General features: G+C 68.2%; 14 protein-coding genes. 5 read left to right on the plus strand and 9 right to left on the minus strand.

Going from position 1 to position 17,717, the window contains the following annotated elements; all coding sequences use genetic code 11:
- The first annotated feature begins 154 nt into the window (after window positions 1-154).
- Entirely contained in the window at window positions 155-952 is a 798-nt protein-coding gene (locus ACSVDM_RS14425; RefSeq protein ID WP_439265415.1) for a VOC family protein, read from the plus strand.
- Between the two features lie 48 nt (window positions 953-1,000).
- Here ACSVDM_RS14425 and ACSVDM_RS14430 read toward each other — a convergent pair whose 3' ends face one another.
- On the minus strand, window positions 1,001-2,626 hold the full coding sequence (locus ACSVDM_RS14430; protein ID WP_439265417.1) for a PucR family transcriptional regulator: 1,626 nt from the start codon (window positions 2,624-2,626) through the stop codon (window positions 1,001-1,003).
- 131 nt (window positions 2,627-2,757) lie between these two features.
- Here ACSVDM_RS14430 and pruA point away from each other — a divergent pair, with 131 nt between their 5' ends.
- The 3 genes from pruA to ACSVDM_RS14445 all read left to right on the plus strand — a co-directional run bounded on the left by pruA (window position 2,758) and on the right by ACSVDM_RS14445 (window position 6,905).
- Window positions 2,758-4,401, plus strand: coding sequence for an L-glutamate gamma-semialdehyde dehydrogenase (pruA, locus tag ACSVDM_RS14435; protein ID WP_439265419.1), 1,644 nt, complete (start codon window positions 2,758-2,760; stop codon window positions 4,399-4,401).
- Window positions 4,401-5,363, plus strand: coding sequence for a proline dehydrogenase family protein (locus ACSVDM_RS14440; RefSeq protein WP_439265421.1), 963 nt, complete (start codon window positions 4,401-4,403; stop codon window positions 5,361-5,363). The genes pruA and ACSVDM_RS14440 overlap by 1 nt, the downstream gene beginning before the upstream one ends.
- A gap of 114 nt (window positions 5,364-5,477) precedes the next feature.
- Window positions 5,478-6,905, plus strand: coding sequence for an amino acid permease (locus ACSVDM_RS14445; RefSeq protein WP_439265422.1), 1,428 nt, complete (start codon window positions 5,478-5,480; stop codon window positions 6,903-6,905).
- A gap of 25 nt (window positions 6,906-6,930) precedes the next feature.
- Here the strand turns inward: ACSVDM_RS14445 and ACSVDM_RS14450 are convergent, their stop codons facing one another.
- The gene (locus tag ACSVDM_RS14450; RefSeq protein ID WP_439265424.1) at window positions 6,931-8,997 is read right to left on the minus strand and encodes an AMP-binding protein; all 2,067 of its coding nucleotides are present in this window, start codon (window positions 8,995-8,997) and stop codon (window positions 6,931-6,933) included.
- 282 nt (window positions 8,998-9,279) lie between these two features.
- Between ACSVDM_RS14450 and ACSVDM_RS14455 the strand changes: the two genes are divergently transcribed.
- Entirely contained in the window at window positions 9,280-11,838 is a 2,559-nt protein-coding gene (locus ACSVDM_RS14455; RefSeq protein WP_439265425.1) for an ATP-dependent Clp protease ATP-binding subunit, read from the plus strand.
- 56 nt (window positions 11,839-11,894) lie between these two features.
- On the opposite strand, the gene ACSVDM_RS14460 is transcribed toward ACSVDM_RS14455, so the two are convergent.
- From ACSVDM_RS14460 to ACSVDM_RS14490, 7 genes are all read right to left on the minus strand, one after another.
- A complete protein-coding gene (locus ACSVDM_RS14460) occupies window positions 11,895-12,287 on the minus strand; it encodes a hypothetical protein (protein WP_439265427.1) in 393 nt (130 codons plus the stop codon).
- 119 nt (window positions 12,288-12,406) lie between these two features.
- Complete coding sequence (locus tag ACSVDM_RS14465; protein ID WP_439265428.1) at window positions 12,407-13,237, minus strand: carbohydrate-binding protein; 831 nt, start codon at window positions 13,235-13,237, stop codon at window positions 12,407-12,409.
- A 411-nt stretch (window positions 13,238-13,648) separates the two neighbouring features.
- Window positions 13,649-14,821, minus strand: a complete 1,173-nt coding sequence (locus tag ACSVDM_RS14470; RefSeq protein ID WP_439265513.1) for a cytochrome P450 — start codon at window positions 14,819-14,821, stop codon at window positions 13,649-13,651.
- Window positions 14,822-14,856: 35 nt separating this feature from the next.
- Entirely contained in the window at window positions 14,857-15,459 is a 603-nt protein-coding gene (locus ACSVDM_RS14475; RefSeq protein ID WP_174550318.1) for a GTP-binding protein, read from the minus strand.
- Entirely contained in the window at window positions 15,434-15,784 is a 351-nt protein-coding gene (locus tag ACSVDM_RS14480; RefSeq protein ID WP_067488806.1) for a DUF742 domain-containing protein, read from the minus strand. The genes ACSVDM_RS14475 and ACSVDM_RS14480 overlap by 26 nt, the downstream gene beginning before the upstream one ends.
- Window positions 15,784-16,194: a roadblock/LC7 domain-containing protein gene (locus tag ACSVDM_RS14485; protein WP_067488807.1), complete on the minus strand. Its 411-nt coding sequence runs from the start codon at window positions 16,192-16,194 to the stop codon at window positions 15,784-15,786. The genes ACSVDM_RS14480 and ACSVDM_RS14485 overlap by 1 nt, the downstream gene beginning before the upstream one ends.
- On the minus strand, window positions 16,172-17,560 hold the full coding sequence (locus tag ACSVDM_RS14490) for a sensor histidine kinase (RefSeq protein ID WP_439265430.1): 1,389 nt from the start codon (window positions 17,558-17,560) through the stop codon (window positions 16,172-16,174). Before ACSVDM_RS14490 ends, ACSVDM_RS14485 begins: the two co-directional genes overlap by 23 nt.
- Between the last annotated feature and the right edge of the window lie 157 nt (window positions 17,561-17,717).

Below are 17,717 nucleotides of genomic sequence, written 5' to 3' on the forward strand. Positions count from 1 at the left end.
CAGCGCCGGACCGCTCGGAGGGTCGCAGTGAACACGTATCGTTCCAGTTCAGGGCGTTATCCTCCGCGACGGACGTGTCGGTGGGCAGTGGTTGACTCGGCGCGTGCCGACCGACCCGGCCGGTGTCATTCATCGACGAGGAGGACGTTCGACAATGCCGACACGTGACGAACCATGGCCCCAGGGCACGCCGTGCTGGGTCGACTGTCAGGTCGACGACCCCGCCGCCGCCCGCACGTTCTACAGCGCGCTCTTCGGTTGGGACATCCAGGACGCGGGCGCGGGTGGGTATCTGATGGCGATGCTCGACGGTAGACCCGCGGCGGGCATCGGACCCAAACCCGACGACATGTGGCAGATGCCGTCGGTGTGGACCACCTATTTCGCGGCCGAACGGGCCGACGAGATCGCCGAGCGCGTCACGAAGGCCGGTGGTCAGGTGTTCGTGCCGCCGTTCGACGTCCTCGACGTGGGGCGGATGTTCGTCGCCGCCGACCCCACCGGCGGCGCCTTCGGCGTCTGGGAAGCGAAGCGCCACATCGGTGCCGGGGTGTTCAACCAGCACGGCGCCTACTGCTGGAACGAGCTGCACACCCCCGGCTACGACCAGGCACACGAGTTCTACACCAGCGTGTTCGGCTGGAACTACACCGAGATCGGTGACGGGGTGACCTTCACCTACTCCACCTTCTCGCTGCCCGGTGACAAGCACGAGGTCGGCGGGATCATGGACGCCTCGTCGCTCGGCAATCCGCCGTACTGGCTCACCTGGATCCAGGTCGACGACGCCGACGGCACCCTGAACAAGGCGACCGAACTGGGCGCGAAGGTGATCATGGGACCCGACGACAGTCCGTTCGGGCGCATGGGAATTCTGCGGGCACCCCAGGGCGAGGTGCTCGGTGTGATCGACCCGGCCAAGGCCGTCGGGGAGGTTCCGACGGGAGCGTGACGACACGGCTCGGCGTGGCGCGGGGCGGTTCGTCACGCCGAGCAGGCATCAGGAGGTGGCGCGCGGTGGGCAGGCGGCGAGCTGGATTTCCAGGAGCAGGCGGTCGTCGGGGTCGGTGAGGTCGATGCCGAGGATGGATTCCACGCGGCGCAGGCGGTAGCGCAAGGTGTTCGGGTGCACGCGCAGGGCGGCGGCCGCGGTGCTCACTTCGCCGTGGGCGCGCAGATAGGTGCGGATCGAGTCGCGCAGGTCGGCACCGTGGTCGCGGTCGTAGGCATCGAGGGCGGCCAGGCGCGGGTCGTGCAGGTGAGGGTGGTCGCGGATCAGGTCGACGATCTCGGTGAGCAGCACCGCCGTTCTCGCCTCGGCCAGGGTTGTCACGCGGCTGCCCTCGGCGGTGGCGGCGGGGCTGTCCAGCACGCGGTCGACCTCGGCGCGGGCCCCGGCGACGGCCGTCAGCCCGGCCACGGGCGCGGCCACCGCGGCGCGGACCACCAGCCCACGTGCCTGCTCGAGCTGCGCGACCAGCTCACGCACCCACGATCCGACACCGTGCTCGGAGTGATAGGAGGGCAGCAGCACATACACTCGCTCACCGATCGCCTCGGTGACCGAGTCGCCACGAAAAGCACTGGCGTGCAATCGGATCAGGCCGCTGGACGCGGCGAGTTCGGCGGCCGGACCGAGCGCGGCGAATCCGATCACCGCGGCGGGACCCGCTTCGGGCAGGCGCAGGGCGGCCGCCACCGACGGCACGTCGACTCCTTCGCCGTGCGCGCCGAACAGCCTGCGCACCAGCACGGCCTCGGTCGAGGGTGCGTCCAGTGCCCGCGCGATGATGCGCGCCGCTACCGCCGACGCACCGCTCAGCACCTGGGCGGCGTCCGGGCGCAGTGGCCGGTCGCCCTGCTGCAACCAGATCGTGCCGAGCATCCGGTCCTCGGCGCCGACGGTGGCCCGCCGGATACCGACGACCAGTCGGCGGCGGATCCCGAGTTCGGGGTGGTCGGGGATGTCGACCACCTCGCCGGTGCGGCGCACCCGGTCGAACACGCCCCACTCGCGCAGGATCCGGAGGTAGTCGGCCGGGCCCTCGCGGCCGAGGATCGAGCGGATGCGCAACTGGTCGGCGGCGGCGTCGGAGGCCGAATAGGCGAGCACGTGCGAGTGCGGGTCCTCGATGCTCACCATGCCGCCCGTCTCGGCCGCCACCACCTGGGCCAGTCCGAACAGGTCCGTATCAGGGGCGAGCAGGTCGGGTTCACCGGCCTCGGTCCGGCCGCCGGGCGCGCGGGTGAGCATGCGACGGACGAGGCCGAACACCTGGTCCCAACGGGCATGCCGGTGCACCTGCACCAGCGCGATCCCGGCCGCATGGGCGGCCGCACGCACTGCCGGTGAGTCGTCGGCGCGCTTGGTCATCAACAGTCGCGGCCGCTGCGCGAGCGGGCGGGCACCGACACCGCGCAGCCACCGTACGGTCTGTTCGGGATCGACGCCGACCAGCAGATACACCTGTGCCAACACACCGTCGGCCTCGAGGTGTTCGGCCAGGTCGGCGGGCTCGGCGAGGGCGACGGTGCGCACCACTACCTGCTCCCCCGCCGGTGCGTCGACCAGCGTGGCCACGGTGTGGTCGAGCGCGCCGAGCAGCTCGGCCAGTGTCGTCTCCATACGCACGCTCCCTTGTCCGATCGGACTAAAGGCTGGGCAGAACTTCGTCCGATCAGCCGATTATGACCGATGCCGATGAGTGTTGACTACGTCACATCCCGCTACCGCCGTACGACGCAGGAGAGGCACTCATGGACGCCATCGCGACCACCCCGCCGCCGGTCAACGAGCCCGTCGGCACCTTCGCGCCGGGCACACCCGAACGCACCCGGTTGCAGACCGCACTCACCGAACTGGCCGCCGCCCCGACCGAGATCTGCCATGTGATCGGCGGTCGGCACCTACGCGGCGACGGACCGGTGTTCGAAGTCGTCCAACCGCACCGCCACAGCGCCGTCCTCGGCACCCTGCACGACGCGACCGCCGGCGAGGCCGCCGCTGCCGTCGAAGCCGCCACCGAGGCCGCCCCCGCCTGGCGGGCGATGTCGTTCGACGACCGCGCCTCGGTGTTCCTGCGCGCGGCCGATCTGCTCGCCGGTCCGTGGCGCGAAAAGATCTGTGCGGCAACGATGCTCGGTCAGTCGAAGTCGCCGTATCAGGCCGAGATCGACGCACCGTGCGAACTGGTCGACTTCTGGCGGTTCAATGTGTCGTTCGCGCGCAAGATCATCGCCGAACAGCCGCTGTCCTCGCGCGGGGTGTGGAACCGCATGCAGTACCGCTCGCTGGAGGGCTTCGTCTACGCGGTGACCCCGTTCAACTTCACCGCCATCGCGGGCAATCTGCCGACCGCGCCCGCACTGATGGGCAACACGGTGGTGTGGAAGCCTGCGCGTTCGCAGGCGGTGGCCGCGTATCTGACGATGTGTCTGCTCGAGGAGGCGGGTCTGCCGCCCGGTGTCATCAACCTCGTGCACGGCGCCGGACCCGAGGTCTCGGAGGTGGTGCTGCCCGATCGACGCCTGGCCGGTGTGCATTTCACCGGGTCTACCGCCACCTTCCAGCATCTGTGGCGGGAAGTGGCGACGAACCTGGACCGCTATCGCACCTATCCCCGGCTGGTCGGCGAGACCGGCGGCAAGGATTTCGTGCTCGCCCATCCGTCGGCGGATCCGGCGGTGCTCACCACCGCGCTGCTGCGTGGCGCGTTCGACTACCAGGGCCAGAAGTGCTCGGCCGCCTCGCGGGCGTATGTGCCGCGCTCGGTGTGGTCGGCGATGTCGGAGGATCTGATCGAGAAGACGGCGTCGCTACGCTACGGCGATGTCACCGATTTCACGAATTTCGGTGGGGCACTGATCGATCGGCGTGCCTTCGACCGCAATACCGCCGCGCTCGAGCGGGCCAAGGCCACCCAGGGGATCACCGTGGTCGCGGGCGGGCACAGCGACGACAGCGTCGGCTGGTTCGTGGAACCGACGGTGGTGGTCGGTGACGACCCGGGCGACGAGATCTTCCACACCGAGTACTTCGGCCCGATCCTCGCCGTACACGTCTACGACGACTCGACACCGTCGGGTTTCGAGGAGGCCATGAATCTGGTCGACGCGGGCGCCTACGGTCTCACCGGCTCGATCATCGCCCAGGACCGTTCCGCCATCGCCGCCGCCACCGAGCGGCTCACCTTCTCGGCGGGCAACTTCTACATCAACGACAAGCCCTCGGGCGCGGTCGTCGGCCAGCAGCCCTTCGGCGGCGGGCGGGCCTCGGGCACCAACGACAAGGCGGGCTCGGCCCAGAACCTGCTGCGCTGGACCTCCGCGCGCACGATCAAGGAGACCTTCACCCCACCCACCGAGCACGGCTATCCCCATCAGGAATCGGAGGCCAACTGATGTCGGCACTTCTGCGCTCGGCACTGCTCGCGGCGGCGCGCTCGGCACAACTGGAACGCGCGGTCACCCGGCTGCCGGTGAGCCGCGATGTGGTGTCACGGTTCGTCGCGGGAACCACCACCGACCAGGTGGTGTCCAGCGCCGAAACCTTGCTCCGCTCAGGGCGTTTCATCAGCATCGACTACCTCGGCGAGGACACCACCGACCTGACGCAGGCACAGGCGACGGTCGAGCAGTACCGCGTTCTCATCGCCGCGCTGGGACGCCTGCCCCAGGCCGAGACCACGTCGGGAGCCGTTCGGCCGCTGGAGGTCTCGGTCAAATTGTCGGCGCTCGGCCAGGCCCTGCCGCGCGACGGACACGCGATCGCCCGCGAGCACGCCCATCAGATCTGCACCGCCGCCGAGGCGGCCGGACTGTGGGTGACCGTCGATGCCGAAGACCACACGACCACCGATTCGACTCTCGCGATCGTCCGCGAGCTGCGCGAGGACTTCCCGTGGCTCGGCACCGTTCTGCAGGCCTACCTGCGCCGCACCGAGGACGACTGCCGCGCTCTGGCGGGCCCGCAGTCACGGATCCGGCTGTGCAAAGGCGCCTACGACGAACCGGAATCGGTGGCCTTCCGCGACCGCGCCGAGGTCGATGCCTCCTATCTGCGCTGCCTTGGTGTGCTCGCCGCCGGGCAGGGTTATCCGATGATCGCCTCCCACGACCCCGCGATCATCGCCGCCGCCGGTGCGGCCGTCGCGGCGGCACGGCGTAAGTGCGAGGAGTACGAGTACCAGATGCTGTACGGCATCCGCGACGACGAACAGCAGCGACTCACCGCCGAGGGCAACCACGTTCGCGTGTACATCCCCTACGGCGACCAGTGGTACGGCTACTTCATGCGCAGGCTGGCCGAACGGCCCGCCAATCTCGGCTTCTTCCTGCGTGCGTTGGCAGGCGGACGCGGGTAACGAGCCGCTCTCCATTCGGGCACTACCACTGAACAATATTCATTCTCGGGGTCGGGAACGGCGATGCGGCGGTGTACTGATCACGCGGCCAGGCCGCCGACGGAAGGAACAGCGATGTCTTTCGCAGAGTTGCGCGCCCAGATGCTGCGCCGTAAACCACTCGTCGAAGTCGAAGACGAGATTCCCGGCGACGAACGTCTCGCCAAATCACTCGGCCTGTGGCAGCTCACCGCCATCGGTGTCGGCGGCATCATCGGCGCGGGCATCTTCACCCTCGCCGGATCGGTCGCCCACTCGGTGACCGGGCCCGCAGTGTTGATCTCGTTCCTGATCGCCGGTGTCGCCAGCGCGGCCGCCGCGCTGTGCTACGCCGAATTCGCGGGCATGGTGCCGAAAGCGGGCTCGGCCTACACCTACGGGTACGTCTCGCTCGGTGAGCTCGCCGGCTGGTTCATCGGCTGGGACCTGCTGCTCGAGTACATCGCGGTCGCCGCCGTCGTCGCCATCGGGGTGTCGGGGTACTTCGGGTTCCTGCTCGATCAGGTCGGTCTGACGCTGCCCGAGTGGATGCTCGGCGCACCCGATACCGGTGACGGCCGGGTGATCGACCTGTTCGCGGTGCTGTTCTGCCTCGGCACCGCCTGGGTGCTCTCGCGCGGGATCGGCAGCGTCGGCCGGTTCGAGACCGTCGCGGTCGGCATCAAGGTCGCGCTGGTCGTGCTCATCGTGGTGCTCGGTGTGTTCCATATCGACAGCGCGAACTACGACCCGTACTTCCCCTACGGCGCGGGCGCGGTGTGGACGGGCGCGGCGACGGTGTTCTTCGCGGTGTTCGGTTACGACGCCATGAGCACCGCCGCCGAGGAATCCATCGACGGGCGCAAGCACCTGCCCAAGGCGATCATCTACTCCCTCGCCATCGCGATGGTGCTCTACGTGCTGTGCACCCTGGTACTCACCGGCATGCAGAAGTACACCGAGATCAGCCCCACCAGCGGGTTCTCCACCGCCTTCGAATCGGTCGGGATGCCGGGCGTCGCCAACATCATCGCCGTCGGCGCGATCGTCGGCATCATCACCGTCGTGCTCACCTTCATGCTCGGTGTCACCCGCGTGTGGTTCGCGATGAGCCGAGACGGGCTGCTGCCCATCTGGTTCGCCAAGACCCACCCCACCCGCAAGGTGCCGACCAGGGTCACCTGGATCGTCGGCATCGGCGCGGCGATCCTGGCCGGTGTGCTGCCGATCAACACCGTCGCCGAGCTCACCAATATCGGCATCCTGATGGCGTTCATCGTGGTCTGTGTGGCCGTGATCGTGTTGCGGCGCACCAGGCCCGACGCGCCGCGCTCGTTCCGGCTGCCGCTGATGCCGGTGATCCCGCTGATCGGGATCGGCTTCTCGGCGTACCTGATCTGGTCGCTGCCGTGGGAGACCTGGGTGCGCTTCGCGGGCTGGTTGCTCGTCGGGCTCGTGGTGTATTTCGGCTACTCGCGCAAACATTCGCTGCTGAACCGGCCCGCACCGGAGAAGATCACCTAGCCCCGCCGGGGCAGGCGCCGCGCGATCACTCGCTCAGCGCCTGCTCCGGCCGGACGAGCATCCACTTGAGGATCTTGCCGGTCTCCCCACGCGGCAGTGCGTTGATGAAGGTGACATCGCGCGGCACCGAGAACCGGCTCAAGCGGTGACGGATATAGGTGCGGATCATGTCCGGATCCAGGCCCGCCCCTTCCCGTTTCACCACGAACGCGGCCAGGCGCTGCCCGAACTCGCGATCCGGGACACCGACCACCGCCACCTCGGTGATCTGCGGCAGGTGGGCCAGCGCCTCCTCCACCGGTCGCGGGAAGACGTTCTCGCCGCCGGAGATGATCATCTCGTCGTCGCGGCCCGCCACGAACAGCCTGCCCGAGGCGTCGAGATAGCCCAGGTCGCCGGTGTCGAGCATGCCGTCGGCCTCCTCCGGCGGTGCGGCGTTGACGTACCCGTCGAAGAGCATGTGGTTGGCGACGAAGATGTGCCCGACCGCGCCGACCGGCACCGGGCGCAGATCGGGGCCGAGCACCCCCACGCGGGTACCCAGCGGCGGGCGGCCCGCCGTGGTCGGCGAGACCCGCAGGTCGGCGGGAGTGGCCACACTTGCCCAGGACACCTCGGTGGAGCCGTACACGTTGTAGAGCACGTCGCCGTAGGTGTCGAGGAACCGCAGCACGGTGGCACCGGCCAGCGGCGCGCCACAGCTGACCACGTGCCGCAGACTCGACAGGTCGAAACTCGCACGGACGTCGTCGGGGACGTCGAGGAGGCGTTCGACCATGGTCGGCACCACGATCAGGGTGGTGATGCGGTGTTCGCCGATCGAACGAAGGCACTCGACCGCGTCGAAGCCGTCACTGAGTACGACGGTGGCGCGCAGTGCGGTGCTGAGCTGCAGCCCGGCCAACCCCCAGGTGTGGAACAGCGGCGCAGGCACGAGCACCACTTCCTCCACGCGCAGCGGAATCCGCGACAGCAGGGCGGCGATGGTGCCGAAGCCCTTGGCGTGCGGGCGGCGGGCACCCTTGGGTGAGCCGCTGGTTCCCGAGGTGAGCACGATCAGCCTGCCGGGATGGGCGGGCACGGGAAAGTCCTCGACCCCCGCGGCGATCAGGCCGTCGATGGTCGCGCGTTGCGGATCGGGCGGGTTGGCGTCGGTGGTGAAACGCGGGATCTCGCTGTGCAGGTAGCGGATCAGAGTCTCGAGTTCCCCGTCGACGAACACCGCGCTGAGGCGATGACGCTGCACGATCTCCTCGATGCGCCGCCCGGAAAGTCCCGCGTTGAGCAGCGCGACGTCGACGCCGAGTTTGCCCGCGGCGACCATGGTCTCGACCATGCCCGCGTGATTGCGGGCCAGCAACCCGATCGCGTCACCGGCGCGCATGCCGAGTTCGTACATGGCACCGGCCAGGGCGTCGGATCGCGTGTCGATCTCGCGGTAGGTCCGGGTGCCGAATCGATCGAGCACCGCGACCCGGTCCGGGGAGTGCGCGGCCCCCGCGGCGTAACCGCCCGCCAGGTTGAAGCCCCACTTCGACAGGGAGCGAAGCTGTTTGAGGATCGACACCGGTTCCGGACGCATCAGACCGGTGGCCGCGATGGAACGCGCCACCCCGGCGTTGCGGCGCAGCGGCGAGCGTTCGGCGTTGACGACCACCGACGACCTGGTCCCCGCGATCACGTCGGCGGTGCGGCGCAGACCCGCCTTCACCCAGTCGGTGACCACCGAGTTGCTGCGCTGCTCGAGCATCGGATGCACCCGGGCGGCGGCGAACAGCGTGATGTCGAGCCGGGTGCGCTGCTGGTCGCCACGCAGCCGCACCGAGGCGAAGCTGCCGAGCGCGGGGCTGCGCAGTTCGAAGCTCTCGTACCAGCGGCCGATGCCGAGCACGAACTCATGGGTGTGGATGCCCGTGTCCACCGAGCCGACCCGGACCTGCCACACCACCGCTCCGTCGGGGTGATCGATCCGCTCGCAGGCGCCGATTCCGGTGAACATGCGTGGATAACTCTGCGGATCGAGCAGGACATCCCAGAGGGCTTGCCTGGCGATGGTGAAATCCGCGCTGACATCGATGACGTCGGTGACCAAACTCCGTGCTCTTCCCAACAACCGGGCACGACGGTCGGTCCCGCCGTGCGGGTCGTCACGCTACCGTCGAGCGCCGTCCCAGAACCAAGAATCAGACAAATCCGGTGGTATCGGGCGGTTTCCACCGGATTTTGGTCGGTCCGCCATCGGCTCGACGACGCGGATGTGAAACTGCCCAATGGCTTGCACAGCACCGGAGGATGCCGAAGTATTGCTGGCAGCACGGTCCCGATCTACAGGAGTCGCCGCTGGCTGCGGCACGACGAACGAAGAGGTGCGGACATGACAGCGAGCTGGCCCGGTTCGAGCGATCCCTTCGACGACATCTTCCAGCGCTTTTTCGGTTCCGGGATGTCGGCGAAACCGCCGGTGCAACGCATCGACCTGAGCCGTCTGATGACCGACGACGCGAAGTTGCTGGTCGGTGCGGCGCGGCAGGCTGCCCATCAATGGGGCAACCCGGAGATCACGCCCGAACACCTGCTCTACGCCGCCGCCGAGACCGAACCCGCGCGCGACATGATCGATGAACTGAGCCTCGATGCCGACCAGGTCGCCGAGCAGATGCAGGACTATCTCGACACCGGTGCGGCGAGCGGGTACGACCTGGCCGACATCACCCTCAGCCCGGCCACCAAGCTGGCCATGCGCGCCGCCCAGCGCCAGGCGGCGCAGTCCGGCAGCACCTACATCGGCCCCGAACACATCCTGCTCGGCATCGCCTCGCTGTCCGACAGTATCGCGGCCCAGACACTGGTCGCGGGTCTGGCGGCCAGCCAGAGCGGTGGTGGCCCGACACCGGCCACGGCGGCCGCGCAGGCCAAACGCCAGCAGCGCAAGACCGACACCCCGACGCTGGACGAATACGGTCGCGATCTCACCGCCGAGGCCCGCGAGGGCCTGATCGACCCGGTGGTCGGGCGGGCGGAGGAGATCGAGGAATCCATCGAGATCCTGTCCCGGCGACGCAAGAACAACCCCGTCCTGATCGGTGACCCCGGTGTCGGCAAGACCGCGATCGTGGAGGGTCTGGCCCAGCGCATCGTCAACGGCGACGTGCCGACCTCGCTCGCGGACCGCCGGGTAATCGCCCTGGACGTCGGCTCCCTGGTGGCGGGCAGCAAGTATCGCGGTGAGTTCGAGGAACGGCTCACCAAGATCCTCGACGAGGTCCGCGCCCACAAGGACGAACTCGTGGTGTTCATCGACGAGCTGCACACCATCGTCGGCGCCGGTGGTGGCGGCGAGGGTTCGATGGACGCGGGCAACCTGCTCAAGCCCGCCCTCGCGCGCGGTGACCTGCACGTCGTCGGTGCGACGACGATCGACGAGTACCGCAAGTACATCGAGAAGGACGCCGCGCTCGAGCGCCGCTTCCAGCCGGTGATGGTCGCCGAGCCCTCGGTGGCCGACACGATCGAGATCCTGCGCGGGCTCGCCGACGTGTACGAGGAACACCACCAGGTGCGCTACTCCGACGAGTCGCTGGTCGCGGCGGCGCAACTGTCGGATCGCTACATCACCGACCGGTTCATGCCCGACAAGGCGATCGACCTCGTCGACCAGGCCGGCGCTCGGGTGCGGTTGCGTTCGGGCACCGCCGACCCGGAGGTCAAGGCCAAGGAAGACGAGATCGCCCGGCTGTACCGGGAGAAGGACGCGGCGGTCGACAACGAGGACTACGAGAAGGCCAAGGCACTCAAGGCCGAGATCGCCGCCGCCGAGGAGGAACTGGAGGAATCCGGTGCCACCTCCGCGGAACCGGAGGTGCAGGTGGTCGACATCGCCGAGGTCATCTCGCGGCGCACCGGCATTCCGGTGGCCGACCTCACCGCCGAGGAGAAGCAGCGCCTGCTCGAGCTGGAGAACGTGCTGCACAAGCGGGTGATCGGGCAGAACGAGGCGATCGTCGCGGTCGCCGAGGCGGTGCGCCGGGCGCGTGCCGGGCTCAAGGACCCGAACCGGCCCATCGGGTCGTTCCTGTTCCTCGGCCCGACCGGTGTCGGCAAGACCGAGCTGGCCAAGGCGCTGGCCGAGGCGGTGTTCGGCGACGAGGACCGGCTGATCCGCTTCGACATGAGCGAGTTCCAGGAGAAGCACACGGTCTCGCGGCTCGTCGGCGCCCCGCCCGGATATGTCGGGTACGACGATGCCGCCCAGCTCACCGACAAGGTGCGCCGTCAGCCGTACTCGGTGATCCTGTTCGACGAGGTCGAGAAGGCGCACCCCGATGTGTTCAACGTGCTGCTGCAGCTGCTCGACGACGGGCACGTCACCGATTCCAAGGGCCGCACGGTGGATTTCAAGAACACCATCGTCATCATGACCTCCAACATCGGTTCGCAGCTGATTCTCGACGCACCCGCCGGTGATCTGGATTCGATCGTCCCCCAGCTCGAGGAGAAGTTGCGGTCGCACTTCCGGCCGGAGTTCCTCAACCGGATCGACGAGCAGATCGTGTTCCACCGGCTCGACAAGTCGCAGCTCGAGGAGATCGTCGGGCTCATCCTCGACCGCACACGGCGCATGCTCGCGGCCCAGGACGTCGAACTCGACATCAGTCAGCCGGCGGTGGACTGGTTGGGCGAGAAGGGGTTCCAGCCCGAGTTCGGTGCCCGGCCGTTGCGTCGTACGGTGCAGCGCGAACTCGACAACCGGGTGTCGCGGCTGCTGCTCGACGGCGGGCTGGAGCCCGGCGGCACGGTGCACGTCGACACCTCGGGCGACGATCTGGTGGTCACCGCGACCATGCCCGACAACCCGTCCGCGGGCAACGGCGAGGCGCCGAAGAAGAGCTCCAAGAAGAAGGGCTCCGACAAGAAGCTGGTCGACTCGAAGTGAGTCGAACGACGGTGGCCCGGTCCGCGGAAGGACCGGGCCACCGTCGTCTCAGCGAGTCAGCCGCCGGTGACCACGCAGGACTCGCCGAAGCGGTACCCACGGCCGACGCTCACGTCGACGGCGCGACCGACACCGTCCTGGACGGCGGCCAGGGTATGAGCCCCCGTACTCGACGGCACCCACGGTATGGTGGCGATGCCGTCGGTGGGGTTCACGACCGCGAGCAGCGTGCCGTTGTCGTAGAACGCGACAGGAACGATGCCGACACTGAGCCGAGCCTCGAGGTAGTGCGTGCACCCGGTGCCGTAGTTCGTCGAACTTCCCACGCTCAGGCTGGGGTTCACCGTCAGTTGTGACACCCCGGCCGAAGCCGTCGGCGCACCGAACATCACTGTCGCGACGGCCGTTCCGACGGCCGCGACGGCCACACCGCAAATCCTGACACTCATATCTCACGTCCTTGTGCTGCGAGGCCGGCCGAACGCGAGGCCGGCGAGGTTTTCCCAATCCTGGCCCCATCCGCACACCGATGGTGGGAGAAACACCCGAATCGCTCGCATTCGGCCAGCTACCCCCGCGACCAGAGCGCCGGGGTGTTCGGCGGGGTCCAGTTGGGGTCGTGGACGGTATGGGCCTGGCGGCAGGTGTAAGTGACGCCCTGGTAGGTGACCCTGTCGCCGACGGCGTAGGTGGCGCCCTGACGCCACGTCGATGCCGCCGGTGCTGTCGTCGTGGGGTGTTCGTGTCCCCCACCGGGCTGCGAGGTCGTCGGCGGCGCGGTGCTGGTGGCCGGTGGATTCGTGGTGGTCACCGGCGGTTTCGTGGTGGTCGGCGGCGCGGGTGGGGTGGTGGTCGGCGCCGGCGGCTTCGTGGTCGTTGCCGGTGGGGCGCCACCGCCGATCTCGAGGTCGACACAGCTGTAGAAGGCGGCCGCGGTGTCTCCGATGTTCCAGACCGCGCGCAATTTCTGCCGACCGGAGTACTGCGACAGGTCGATGGTGTGGGTGACCTCCATCGGGGGCTGCTCGTTTCGCCCGTCGATCACGGCGACCCGGGTATTCCCGATAAAGTACTCCCAGTCGGCGGTGCGATGATTGGCAGTGTTCTTCCAGGTGAATGTGGCACTGCCGGAAACCCGCTGTGGAATCCAGCCGAGGCTGTCGTCGTCGAGTTCCGGATATTTGTTCGCGCTGCAATTGGTGAGCCCTTTCGGACCCTCGACACTCTGCGGCTCGTATTTCACCGCACCGCAGGCGACGAGGCCGCGCGCACATTGTTCCTGCCTGCTGGCCGGGCCGGCGACCCAGCCGTGCGCACTCGCCACCGAGGGCGGGGTGAACAGAGTAGCGACGGGCACCAAGGCGAGCGCGCCGGCGACCACGACAATTCGACTTCTCACTATCAATACTCCCTTGAAACACACACGGAAATGGACGGCAGGGGCCGGCGTGCCATCCGTGGACCATTTCGAGCGACGATAAAGAACAGTTCGATTCGAACTGACTGGGACAGTAGGCGCAAGAAGAACATCGGTCAACAGGCGCGTCGGCGAAGAATTCGCTTACCCGCCGGTATTTCCACACAAAGGACCATTCTGCGAATTCAGCGAATTCCGTCAGCAGAACCAACCGGTACGAACCCGTGGCAATATCTCGGCTAATTGCACAGTTGAGAGAACTGATGCTGTTTGCCGGACATCGTCGACGGTTTGCTCGGGAGCAGACGACAACCGCCCACCACCGAGCAGTTCCGGTGGTGGGCGGTATGAGCGAATCTCGAGCGACTCCCCGAAATTCCGGGGACAACCCGATCAGGGCATCGGCAGGGGCGGCGTACTCGGGAAGACGACCGGCAGCGCGGCCAGGGACCGATGGAACGGGCCGGGGCGCCAGACCAGCTCTTCGGGGGGTACGGCGAGCCGGATCTCCGGCAGGGCGTCGAGCAGCTGATCGATGGCGTCCTGCACGATCAGGTACGCGACCGATTTCGCGGGGCAACCGTGCGGGCCGGTGCTCCACGACAGGTGGGCGCGATTGTGGATCACGTCCAGGCCCGCGATCGCCGGATCGTTGTTGCAGGCCGCCATGCTGATGACGACCGGTTCGTGCGCGGGCAGCCACGTGTCCTCGATGAGGGTCGGCTGCCGGGGGTAGGTCATGCAGAAGTTGGCCAGCGGCGGGTCGGTGAACAACACCTCGTCGAGGGCGTCGCGGGTCGACATACTGCCGCCGAGCACATCGCCGGCGAAGCGGTCGTCGGTGAGCATCAGGCGCAGCGTGTTGACCACCAGATTGAGCATGGGCTCGATGCCCGCGCCGTAGAGCACCAGCAGCTGGTGCACCAGTTCCTCGTCGGTGAGCGCCGCCGGGTGTTGCAGCAGCCGGGTCGCCACGTCGTCGCCCGGCTCGCGTTTGCGCAGCCCGACCAGGTCGGCCAGGGCGTTGGCCACCAGGTTGTTGCCCGCCTCGGCGTCGGTGCCGCCCTCGAAGATCTGCGACATCCCGGTGGCCACCTGCTGACCGATCTCGGGCGTGCAGCCGAGCATCGAATTCAGCGCCTGGAACACCAGGGGAAACGCGTACTGGCTCAACAGGTCCGCCGAGCCGCTGGCACAGAAGTTGTTGATGAGCGGGATGGCGAACTGCTCGACCGTGCTGTGCATCGCGTACAGGTCGACCCCGGCCAGACCGGCCACATTGGCCTGCCGGTAGCGGGCGTGCTCGGCACCGGTGGTGCGCAGGGCCGCGGGACGGAACTGCAGCATCGGCAGTACCGGGCAGTCCTTGGGGATGTTGCGTTCCCACATGCGCGGGTCGGCCGGGAAGTGGTCGGGATCGTTGAGGATCCGTACCGCGGTGTGATAGCCGATTACCAGGGTGGCCCGGATTCCCGGTGAGAGTTCAACGGGGACAAGGGATCCGAACCGTTCCCGCATCTGCCGATAGGCAGCTTGCGGGTCGGCCGCGAATTCGGGCGAATACATCGGCACCCGGATATCGGCCGCGAGGTCTTGCAAGGTCACCGAACTGCCGCTTCCTGCCTCTGAAATAGGTACTCGGCCAACGTGATCAGCGCACGCAGACCGTGATCGCGGCGTCGCGCGTCGACCGCGATCACCGGGGTGTCGGGCGTGAGGTCGAGCGCCTCACGCACCTCGTCGAGGGGGTAGCGGCGGAAACCCTCGAACTCGTTGACCGCCACCGCGTAGGGGACGCCGCGTTGTTCGAGGGCCGAGAGCACGTCGTCGGCCTTCTCGATGCGCCGGGTGTCGACCAGGACGAGGGCGCCGAGCGCACCGCGCGCCAGCTCCTCCCACAGCGGCGCGAACCGCTCCTGACCCGGCGTACCGAAGAGGTAGAGCGCCAGTTGCGGATTGAGGGTGAGCCTGCCGAAGTCGAGGGCGACGGTGGTCTGCACCTTGCTGCCGAGCCCGGCCAGATCGTCGACACCGATACTCGCCTCGGTGATCGTCTCCTCGGTGCGCAGCGGCCGGATCTCGGACACGCCGCACACGAACGTCGTCTTGCCGACGCCGAAATTGCCCGCGACCAGGATCTTCACCGATCTGGTCACCGTTTCGGCGACGTAGTCGACCTCAGCCTGCGAGGACACGGAGACCATGGAGCACCTCCTTGATCAACGCCAGCTCCGGCTTCACCTCGGCCGGGGTGGGGCAGTGTAGGTGTCCGCTGTCGAGCAGGTCGGACACGATGATCTTCACCACCGAGGCGGGCAGGTCGAGATACGCCGAGAGTTCGGCGATCGACAGCGCGCCACGGCGGCTGGTGAGCGCGAGTACCCGGCGCTCGTCGGGTCGGTGATCGGCGCGCGGGTCGGCGACGGCGCGGACGAGGGTCACCAGATCGAGTTCGTGCGCGGCCCTTGTCCGGCCGCCGGTGCGCACATAGGACCTGACCAGGTCGGGGTCACGCCTGCCTCGGCTCATTACCTGACACCGTGCCGTGGCGCCGCACCGATCTCGTGGCCGACCCGCGCGGCCAGTTCGTTCATCCGGTGCGCCACCAGCGCCACGTCGACATCGGCGGTGGTCGCGACACCGAGCAGCGCGCCGACACCGGCGGCGGTGATCATGATCATGCCCTCGTCGTATTCGGTCATGTTCTGGCGCACCGTGTTCGCCGGTGACCCGCAGAACTCGCCTAGGGCCTTACCGAGCGAACGTAGACCGGAAGCGGCCGCCGCGAACCGTTCGGCGTCGTCCTTGGCGACGCCGTGGGAGTGCGCGATGCGAAGGCCGTCGTCGGATAGCAGCACGGCGAAGCGGACGCCGGGGATCTCGAGATCCTCGAGCAGCCATGCCAAACGGTTGGTGCTATCGGCTACCGGTGTGCTCATCGGCTGTTCCTTCCGTGGATCGCTCGGCCGCAGCGGCACGACCGCTGCGGGAACCGCTGTGCCAGGCAGCGGCGAGGTCGGGGCGAGCCTGCCCCACTTCCGTGGTCACCCCCGCCGAATCCGGGGCGACCGGGCGGCGGCGCCGTTTGGGCAGCCCACCGCTGGTGATTTCGTGCACGGCCGCGCGTGGGCCGTCGGTCTCGACAGGGTCGGGCACGGGCACCGGGATGTGCGCGGGCGCGGCCAGTTCGGGTTCGGGGATTCTCGGCGCCTCTCCGCTCACCAGCAGCGCCGACGGCACATAGACCATCGCGCGCATGCCACCGTAGATATTGGGACCGTCGACATGCACGGAGAAGCCGTAGCGGCGTGCGAGTGCGGCGATACCGGGGAAACCGACCTTGGGCGCAGGCCCGAGGTCGTGGATGTCGACCGAGCGCTCACCGCTGAGCACCAGACGCGCGTCCTCGAGCTGCTCCGGGCTCATCCGCATGCCCGCGTCGTCGACGATGATCGTGACGCCGTGATGGCCTTCCTGGAAGCCGACCTCGACGAACGAGGACGGCGGCGAGTACCGCAGCGCGTTGTCGAGCAGGGTGGCCAGGGTGTGCACGAGCGGCTCGACGGCGCGGCTGATGACGATGCGTTCCGATTGGGCCGAATGGACCCGCAGGAACTCACGCACGCGCCCGGTGGCGCCGCCCGCGACGTCGGTGAGCGACTGCTGCGGCCAGCGCCTGCCGGGCAGGCCACCGGAGACGATCACGTAGGACTGCGCCTGCCGGATCATCTGCTGGACGGTGTGGTCGATGCGGGTGAGCGTCTCGTAGACGGCGTCGTCGCGGTGCTCGCGCAGCGCGGTACTCACCACCTGGCCGAGGTCGGTGCCGAGGCTCACCACCGAGGTGCCGAACGAGCGCACCGCGGCACTGGTCGCCGCGCGGGACGACGCCTGCAGTTCGGCGCGGGTCTCCTCGCGGGCGGCCTGGATCTCGGCGACGCGGCGTTGCTCGCCGTAGCGCTCGACCATCGCCCGTGTCTCCTCGGCGACGACGCGCAGGTCGTCGGCGTGGCCGGTCGCGATCGCCTGCAGCGACTCGCCGATGGGCGCGTCGCGCAGTTCGGCGGGCAGTTCCACCGCGACCGACGGAATGTCGTGTCGCCGTACGGCGTCGGTGATGGCGGGCAGGGTGATCTGGGCGAGGTGATGTACCGCCGCCTCACACAGTTCACGCTCCCGCTTGGCGGTGTCGGCGCGCGCGCGTTGTTTGCGCTCGTTGTGCATGGCGAGCACAGCCACAGCGATGGCCGCGAGGACCACCAGGGCTCCGATGATGAGCGACAGCACCGCGATTCCGGAGTTCATCTGATCTTTCGTCGTCGTTCCACCCGGGCAGCCGCCCTCGAGGGAACCATCCCGGATACCCGATAGACAGTCCCCGCTTCCAGCGACCCGCACACAGTAGCAGCACTGTGACCGATTCGAGATGGAACCTGCTGTCAGGCATGGGAATTGCCGCTGA

Origin of the sequence: Nocardia sp. JW2 (assembly GCF_051843015.1) — a bacterium.
Lineage (GTDB): Bacteria > Actinomycetota > Actinomycetes > Mycobacteriales > Mycobacteriaceae > Nocardia > Nocardia coubleae.

What these genes read in the sequence shown, in the direction of transcription:
- ACSVDM_RS14460 (WP_439265427.1), bottom strand. Translation starts at nt 12,287, where the DNA reads ATGAGTGTCAGGATTTGCGGTGTGGCCGTCGCGGCCGTCGGAACGGCC.
- pruA (WP_439265419.1), top strand. Translation starts at nt 2,758, where the DNA reads ATGGACGCCATCGCGACCACCCCGCCGCCGGTCAACGAGCCCGTCGGC.
- ACSVDM_RS14430 (WP_439265417.1), bottom strand. Translation starts at nt 2,626, where the DNA reads ATGGAGACGACACTGGCCGAGCTGCTCGGCGCGCTCGACCACACCGTG.
- ACSVDM_RS14445 (WP_439265422.1), top strand. Translation starts at nt 5,478, where the DNA reads ATGTCTTTCGCAGAGTTGCGCGCCCAGATGCTGCGCCGTAAACCACTC.
- ACSVDM_RS14490 (WP_439265430.1), bottom strand. Translation starts at nt 17,560, where the DNA reads ATGAACTCCGGAATCGCGGTGCTGTCGCTCATCATCGGAGCCCTGGTG.
- ACSVDM_RS14475 (WP_174550318.1), bottom strand. Translation starts at nt 15,459, where the DNA reads ATGGTCTCCGTGTCCTCGCAGGCTGAGGTCGACTACGTCGCCGAAACG.
- ACSVDM_RS14440 (WP_439265421.1), top strand. Translation starts at nt 4,401, where the DNA reads ATGTCGGCACTTCTGCGCTCGGCACTGCTCGCGGCGGCGCGCTCGGCA.
- ACSVDM_RS14470 (WP_439265513.1), bottom strand. Translation starts at nt 14,821, where the DNA reads ATGTATTCGCCCGAATTCGCGGCCGACCCGCAAGCTGCCTATCGGCAG.
- ACSVDM_RS14455 (WP_439265425.1), top strand. Translation starts at nt 9,280, where the DNA reads ATGACAGCGAGCTGGCCCGGTTCGAGCGATCCCTTCGACGACATCTTC.
- ACSVDM_RS14485 (WP_067488807.1), bottom strand. Translation starts at nt 16,194, where the DNA reads ATGAGCACACCGGTAGCCGATAGCACCAACCGTTTGGCATGGCTGCTC.
- ACSVDM_RS14425 (WP_439265415.1), top strand. Translation starts at nt 155, where the DNA reads ATGCCGACACGTGACGAACCATGGCCCCAGGGCACGCCGTGCTGGGTC.
- ACSVDM_RS14480 (WP_067488806.1), bottom strand. Translation starts at nt 15,784, where the DNA reads ATGAGCCGAGGCAGGCGTGACCCCGACCTGGTCAGGTCCTATGTGCGC.